8 protein-coding genes are annotated in these 7,618 nt (G+C 37.9%); 3 read left to right on the forward strand and 5 right to left on the reverse strand.

The genetic code is table 11. The features are described from left to right. Positions 1-254 precede the first annotated feature (254 nt). Positions 255-719, forward strand: coding sequence for a GNAT family N-acetyltransferase (locus KW93_RS12515; RefSeq protein ID WP_033543372.1), 465 nt, complete (start codon positions 255-257; stop codon positions 717-719). A gap of 554 nt (positions 720-1,273) precedes the next feature. Next, on the forward strand, positions 1,274-2,149 hold the full coding sequence (locus tag KW93_RS12520; RefSeq protein ID WP_033543365.1) for an aminoglycoside 6-adenylyltransferase: 876 nt from the start codon (positions 1,274-1,276) through the stop codon (positions 2,147-2,149). Between the two features lie 58 nt (positions 2,150-2,207). Here the strand turns inward: KW93_RS12520 and KW93_RS12525 are convergent, their stop codons facing one another. From KW93_RS12525 to KW93_RS12545, 5 genes are all read right to left on the reverse strand, one after another. Continuing rightward, the gene (locus tag KW93_RS12525) at positions 2,208-3,020 is read right to left on the reverse strand and encodes an AAA family ATPase (protein ID WP_033543366.1); all 813 of its coding nucleotides are present in this window, start codon (positions 3,018-3,020) and stop codon (positions 2,208-2,210) included. Continuing rightward, positions 3,013-4,455 carry a Mu transposase C-terminal domain-containing protein gene (locus KW93_RS12530; RefSeq protein WP_033543367.1) on the reverse strand — a complete coding sequence of 481 codons (1,443 nt, stop codon included), beginning with the start codon at positions 4,453-4,455 and terminating at the stop codon, positions 3,013-3,015. Before KW93_RS12530 ends, KW93_RS12525 begins: the two co-directional genes overlap by 8 nt. A 19-nt stretch (positions 4,456-4,474) precedes the next feature. Beyond that, positions 4,475-5,029 (reverse strand): recombinase family protein, encoded by a 555-nt coding sequence (locus KW93_RS12535; protein ID WP_033543368.1) that lies wholly within the window; start codon positions 5,027-5,029, stop codon positions 4,475-4,477. A gap of 432 nt (positions 5,030-5,461) precedes the next feature. Then, entirely contained in the window at positions 5,462-6,034 is a 573-nt protein-coding gene (locus KW93_RS12540) for a GNAT family N-acetyltransferase (RefSeq protein ID WP_033543369.1), read from the reverse strand. A 152-nt stretch (positions 6,035-6,186) separates the two neighbouring features. Next, a complete protein-coding gene (locus KW93_RS12545; RefSeq protein ID WP_033543370.1) occupies positions 6,187-6,609 on the reverse strand; it encodes a carboxymuconolactone decarboxylase family protein in 423 nt (140 codons plus the stop codon). A gap of 121 nt (positions 6,610-6,730) precedes the next feature. Between KW93_RS12545 and KW93_RS12550 the strand changes: the two genes are divergently transcribed. Next, positions 6,731-7,171 (forward strand): Lrp/AsnC family transcriptional regulator, encoded by a 441-nt coding sequence (locus KW93_RS12550; RefSeq protein ID WP_033543371.1) that lies wholly within the window; start codon positions 6,731-6,733, stop codon positions 7,169-7,171. Positions 7,172-7,618 lie beyond the last annotated feature (447 nt).

The raw sequence follows: 7,618 nt of genomic DNA on the forward strand, positions 1-7,618 counted from the left end.
TTTAACCGTTATCTTGCACTTAAAAGTGTGTGTTGGTTGACGAACGTTCGTAAAATGATTTGACACATTTACGAACACTTTTTTCAGCCATTTTCGGCTGTTTTCAGAGCGTGCGTAAACGTGTACTTTTACGAACGGTTATTTATCTGATTTTTCTTTTTGCTATCATAAGTTGTCTAAATGGAATTTATGGTAAACTTTGTATAAAGAGATTATTGAATAAAAAATAGTTTTACAGAAGAGGGGAAGAAATGATGAATTACACATTTCAGGCAATGACTCAGGAGCAAGCAGAAGAAATCGCAACTAACTGGCATTACAACGATGAATATTCTTTTTACGATATGGATGCAGATCAAGAAGATTTGCAGGAATTCCTTGATGCAGAAAAACGTAATGAATCATACTTTATGGTCATAAAAAATAAAGAGGTAATAGGTTTTTACAGTTTCAATCAAATCACTAAGGATACGATTGATATAGGACTAGGCATGAAACCCAACTTAACTGGTAATGGAAACGGTTTAGAATTTTTGAAAAATGGATTAGAATTTGCTAAATCAAAATACAATCCAAAAGAAATTACATTATCCGTAGCGACTTTTAACCAAAGAGCGATAAAAGTCTATAAAAAAGTGGGTTTTAAAGAAGAAGAAACTTTTGTACAAGCTACTAATGGCAGTAGTTTTGAATTTTTAAAAATGGTTCTTCTTTGCTAATCTATATATTCTTCTCGTCTAATTTTTGGGAATAAGAAAAATATCTAGATAACCAATTTCCCTTGAATTAGTTTACATATCATTAGATTATCGGAAGCTTTTACAAACAGGATTCATATTTCTAAAAACCAGTTCCTTTTTTAAGGAATTGGTTTTTTGTTTCTTACAATCTATATTCTTGCTGCTTAATAAGGACATCCAATAGTTTTTAGACTACCGGTAGTTTAATTATGACTATTAATATTATCAATAGAGTATATCCTATTGATAAGAAACGTAGATGTGTCATTTTAAGAGATACCTTGCGCTAATTTCGAGCTTTATTTTGCATATAGTTTAAAGAACCCAACAAACGCAGTTCAGGTTTGTTGGGTTCTTTACATTATTTACTTGGCTAAGGAAGCTACTGATAATCTGTCACGTAAAATCTGTTACATATAAATTGCTAAATCAAAGCTTGTTTATTAAAAGGAAACTTGTGACAATTGATTCTATACTAGTAATTTTTATTTCTATAGAAGATTCATTGCCGAGAAAAACAGGGGGCGTTCAAAATGAGAAATGAAGAAGAAATGATGAAGTTGATTTTAACCAAAGCGACACAAAGTGAAAATATCCGATTGGTTGAAATAAATGGATCGAGGGTGAACTCTCAAGCTAAAAAAGACCCTTTTCAAGACTATGATATCGTATATTATGTTGAAGACATGCAATCTTTTACAAAGGATCATTCTTGGGTGGACTGCTTTGGAGAAAGAATATTAATGCAAATGCCCGATCAAATGGTGATTCCTCCTGCTGATAAAACCCGGCAGAGTTTTTCTTATTTGATGCTTTTTACAGACGGGAATCGAATTGATTTAACCTTAACTCCTGTAAAGTTTGCAGAAGAAGCTTTACAAAGCTCGGAACCTCGTGAAATTTTATTAGATAAAGACAATAGAATCAAAACCACAATTACTACAATCGAAAACCCCTATAGTATTTCTAGGCCAATTCAGAAGGCGTTTCTTGACTGCTCGAATGAGTTTTGGTGGGTGAGTACATATATTGCGAAGGCTTTATGGAGAGAAGAGCTCACCCTTGCTAAGTACATCATGGAAGGGCCGGTAAGGGACATGCTGTTGACGATGGTAAACTGGTATATTGGAATCCAAACAGATTTCAAGGCCAGTACAGGAAAAGGGGGTAAAAATATTCAACAATATATCGAGAGCGATGTGTGGGATAGATTGGTTTTTACGTATCCTGATGGAAACTATAAAAATATATGGGAAGCGCTATTCAACATGTGTAATCTTTTTGAGGAACTTTCCGTTAATGTTAGCCAAAAATTAAACTTTGATATGCCTGATTACAGGAATAGTGTATTTAGTTATTTAAAACATATTGAAAAGCTACCGAAAAACAGTGAACATATCTATCAGTAAGTAAATTCATTAACACAACAAAAGCTACCTTTCTCTTTAGAGAAGATAGCTTTTTATCTTACTTCACACCGATAACTAAACTGTCACGTGCAGCTTCTACAACTTCTGTCGTAATAGAGGTGAGTTGATTAATTTCAAGGATTCTTTCAATTTGAGTAAACAGGCGTTGAATGAGTCGGAAATTCCCATTTGTAATTTTTATTATGCTAGCTAAAGCTTCGTAATCTGAAAAATCCTCTAGTTTAATGGATAAGCCAAGTTCCTCCCATTTATAAGCTAATAGATGATGTGTTTCATCTTTACTTAATCGATCAAATTCGTGAGCAAAGCCAATTCTTGAGTAGAGTTGAGGATAACGTGATAACTTTTTCTCGATACCTGGCATGCCGATGAATATAATGGCTATGTCATTTTGATCATAAATATCTCGAAGTTGTTCCAAACTTTGCAGTTTTAACCGATCAATTTCATCTATTATAAGTAAATCAATACCCTCGAATGAGTTGACGGTAAATTGTGGGTTTTCCCCAGTAAGCATAGAACGATAAACAGATTTTACCATGTTCAATTTACTATCCGTTAAACCAATCTCGCTTGTCATTCTGGAAGCACTGACTGCAGGTGCAGTATAAAAAAGTGTATGGCAATCAAAAATTTTTTCATCTGCATGAACGCCAATCGTATCGTTTAACCGATAGCTGATTTGCTTCTCTAAGTAATCCCAATTCGAATAGTAACGAGAAGAAAGGGTCTTTCCTACACCTGGCAAACCGTAACAGACGCCTATATAGCGATATTTAATACAGGCATCGCAGAATTCCGCAAAGCGCTTATATTCCTTCGTTTCGATAAAAGTCGATGTATTATTCATTGAAATACCTCTTCAAGTTTGACTTGAGTGGGACAGGTTTTTCTTCATCTACTACAGTTTGTTTAGCCTGCACAATTTCTTCAATAACAGTGGTCTCCGGCTTGAGCTGCCCTTTTAACATACGTCTCCGCTGATTACGAGCAGACACAATTTCCTTGAGATTGACTGTATATCCGGCTATTTCCGGACATACGGCTGTACATAAATAACGATTTTCATAAAAGACTCGAATTTCAGCTAGGTCACGTGGATCGTAACGGATCACAACAGATTCCCCAACATAGGCAGCAAGATTGGGATCGATGAAGCGTAAGGCTTGAAAATGAATCCCGTCTGAATGGACTTTTCTGGCTTTGGCAACATGCAGCAGAAGTAAATCAAGGCTTTCTAAGCTCTCAGGCATATTCGGCAAAAAGCCATCAGCATTCCACATAAGAATGGGTTCTTTTTTTGTTGTACTGTGGATACGTTGATGATAAGTGTAAACAATAAACTCGCCGACTTTTTCTTCAAGCTCATTTAACGTCAGCAGTTTCGCTTGAATCTCATTCCCCAAATAACCCGGTAAATCTTGCAGCAGCAACTGGTTGATACTTAAAAAGAAGCGTTCGATTTTCCCTCGTCCTCTTGGTTTTCCAATAGCCGAGAACACAAGGTTAATTTTCAAGTCGATTGCTACTTGCTCCAAGTGATTCGATGTAAAGTCACTGCCATGGTCCGTATAAAATTGTTCGGGAATCCCACAGATGGACCAGTCTTTGTTTTGTTTACGCCAGATTGCCTGATGCAACGTAAGTGCCGTTTGAATAGCTGAAGGGGCTTGGAAAGTCACATAATAACCGGCTACAGCACGACTAAACTCGTCTAAAATAACGGTTAACCAAGGTCGCTCTGGCTTTCCTTTTTCATTCATTACCAGAATATCGAGAAGCATATGGTCGGCTTGCCAAATTTCATTGGGGTAGCTGGCTTCTCTACGATGGATTAGATCAAACTGGTTTTCGTATGCTTTTTGACCTTGATGAGCCAATACTTTCAAACTTTCCGAGAGCGACTTTGAAATTTTGTCCAATTGATAATAACTTGGTTGTTGCCAGCCTTTTTCCTTACATTGCGCACAGATCATTCGATGAATGGAGGTCAGTGAATTTCTTCTGTACTTCAAAATCAATCGTTCAATCGCTGAGACAATTTCGGGACTGAGCTGCAGAGAACCCGAATCGCTTCTCGTTTTTCGAATCAATCCTTTTAATCCGTGTTGGTCGTAACCTTTAACCCAATAATGCAACGTTCTTTTCGCAATACCTGTTTCGTCTGCGATACTCGTCAAGGTTTTCATGGAGTGAAGATAGGGAGCAATGATTTCATACTTGGCCATGGCTGTTTGTCGTTGTTCTTCTGAAGAACCAGTTAAAGGAGGTGGTACGTTCTGCATAAGCAGCAACCTTTCCGATTTACTGTTTTTCCAAATAACGATAAATAGTGGTTCGGGAAACATTCCATTTTTCAGCCACATCTTTAATCGGTGTACCATTTTGAATCAAAGAACGCATCATTTCAATATCTTTTGTGCCGAACTTCTCCGGTCGTCCACCGAGACGCCCTCTTGCTCTGGCAGCTGTCCGTCCGGCAGCCGAACGTTCCTCAATCAAGTTCCGTTCGAATTCCGCAAATGCAGCGAACAAGTGGAACATCAATTGTCCAGTTGCATTGCGTTTATCCATCGTCAAGTTTTCCTGCAAACTGTGGAAGGCAACCCCCCGTTCATTTAAGGCATTTACAAGTTGAATTAAATCCTGCATGTTTCTTCCTAAACGATCCAATCGCCAAACAACAATCGTATCTCCTTCACGTGCATAGTTAATCGCTTCTTCTAAACCCGGACGCTGTTTTTTTGTTCCACTCATTTTATCGTGAAACGTTTTATCGCAGCCGTAAGCTGCTAACGCATCCATTTGTAAATCCAAGTTTTGTAATCCCGTTGAAACTCGCGCATATCCAATTAACATCCAATCACTCTTTCGTCTTTTTCTATGAATTAATTGTACCATAAGATAAAATAACGGTGGTTAATGAACATAGAATAATGTACAGGGTTTTATGACACGAAACACATGAAAAAACATTCTTCTCAAATCCATAGTCAACGTGTCCAGAAAAGGACGAGTTTTGGAACATAGATGACAGATTCTATCTACTACTGATTTACTACAATATAAAACTACCGGTAGTTAAATTTGGATTATAGAAGTAAGCAATAATAAAGTGAGAGTAATTTTGTATAGAATCTAAAAAAACCAGTAACCTTAAAAAAGGAACTGATTTTTAGAAATATAAATTCTATTTATAAAAGCTTCCTATGACTCATGATATGTAAACGCGATGACTATGAGGGACAAAAAGTTGCCAGAGTTCAAAGGCTGAAGATGAAGCAAGGCAACTTAATTACCTGCCATTTCGTTATACTCTTCTCGGAGAATCCCCCAAACTGCACAGTCCTTATATTCATTCTTCGAATTACGGATCATATCTCTAATCGTGCCTTCTTGCTTCATGCCTACTTTACTCATAATTCTTCCGGAAGCAGGGTTATCGGTGTTATGTGTTGCAGAAATTTTGTGGATGTTCATGTGTCTAAAACCAAACTCCACAATTGCCCGAAGAGCTTCAGTACCGTAGCCTTGGTTCCACCAGTTATATCCTAAGGAATAACTCACCTCACAATTTCCAGTGGAACTATCAAAATCATATAAATCCATTTCCCCAACCAGTTCGCCAGTGGCTTTCAATTCAATTCCCCAGTAACAGAATTCTTCCGTTTTATAGTTACTCACAATCTTAGCTACCCGCTCAACTGTTTCAGAGAGAGACTTGTGTGCTGCATTGACTCGATTGTCTGTTACACGTTCATCCGAAATCCAGTTGTCAAAAACGCTTTGAGCATCGCTGTGTTCTATCCTTCTAAGAATAAGTCGTTTGGTTTCTATTTTTGGTGATCCTACAAAAATATTCATTTTCCCACCTGCTTCAATTAGTTGGTACTCCGTTGCAAACTATTCAAGAACGTTAGGGGTTCTTAGTGTATTGGTTCTTGATTGGTGGAATGGGCCCTCTTAGGCATTCGCAGGTTGCCCTCTCAATCAAGTGATGGGGGAACAATTTTCAACTACTCAGCCTCGGTAGCTTCCAATTTCATTACAGCCCCAAAGTATTGCTGGGCTACAGTAAAACTAATAAAAGCACACAGCTCGCTGATCTCCTGCTCCGAAAAATGTTCCTTTAGTACTTCAAATGCGAAATCCGGGACCATTCCCTTGGGGTAGGATAAAAACACTTCCGCAAACCCCACTGCCACAGACGTATTTTCGTCAAAGTGATGAGGATCTGGCTTCCCTTTTGCTTTGCAATACGCGCATCCATTGCTTTGGGCCAAAGTTCTCCTTACCTGTTCTTTTAGTTGAGCCGATAACAGACCGTCCCGTTCCAGTACTTCTCCTAATGCCGACCACGTGTCCATCACTTCCACATTATGGCCCAACAACTTTTGAAAGGGTGTTTTCCCGTAAGGGGATGAATTGATTCTTGTCATTTGCCTAACCTCCTCGTTACAATAACTATAAGCGATATAAATATAGACTTACATTAAATCATAATACTGTTTTCATGAAATAGGTTAAACTTTTTACGAATAGAAAGGAATTCAATTAAAAATGAAAATTGACAACATCGATAAGAAAATCCTGGAGGAATTAGCTGAAAATAGCCGGCTATCCATGAGTGAGCTCGGCAGAAGAATTAAGTTGTCTTCCCCATCGGTAACGGAACGAGTCAGGCAAATGGAGTCGTTTGGGATCATCAAGAAGTATACGGTAGACATCGACTACGAAAAATTAGGGTTGCCCATTCAATGCATCGTAGAGGCAACGGTAAAAAATGGGGACTATAACCGATTCAAGACGTACATCGAAGGGCTTACCAATGTGAATTTTTGTTACCGGATAGCCGGTAATGCTTGTTACATGCTTAAAATGCAATTTGAAAATTTTTCGGAAGCCGAGAAGTTCATTAACACAGTAAACCCCTATGCTTCAACGGTTACCCACTTTATTTTTTCCGAAGTCCAGACAAGCATGAAAATGGAATCACAGTGAATAAGCGAACTCCGTCACTTTAAGAGGTTTTCATCCCGAAACATCGGGAGAACCTTTGGTTTAATTACGGGGTAGTGAACAGTTGCGTTAAGCCAACAAACAAAGAGGCTAAAGATATTTGCTTAAAACCTTTAGTTCCTACTTCTTCCTCCATCTAGGTCTGGCTTTTAAGGTGGATTTCTTTACTGTCCTACTATAGGAAATTGGCTGAAGAATAGTAACCTGTTGTTCGACTATGCGTCGTCTAACCAACGAAAATTAACAAGGAGCTTAGAATAGAAAAAAAGAGAAAAACGAGCCGTTCATCCCATCGAATGAATGGCTCATTTATTTGCTTAAATTTACTAGCAGTTCCGGTAAATTATGATCTTAAACCGTTCGTAAAAGCATACATTTACGAACGTTCGGCAACCAACTCACACTTTTAAGTGCAAGATAACGGTTAAA

The sequence above is a fragment of the Planococcus sp. CAU13 genome, from assembly GCF_000775575.1.
In the GTDB taxonomy this organism is placed as follows: Bacteria; Bacillota; Bacilli; order Bacillales_A; family Planococcaceae; genus Planococcus.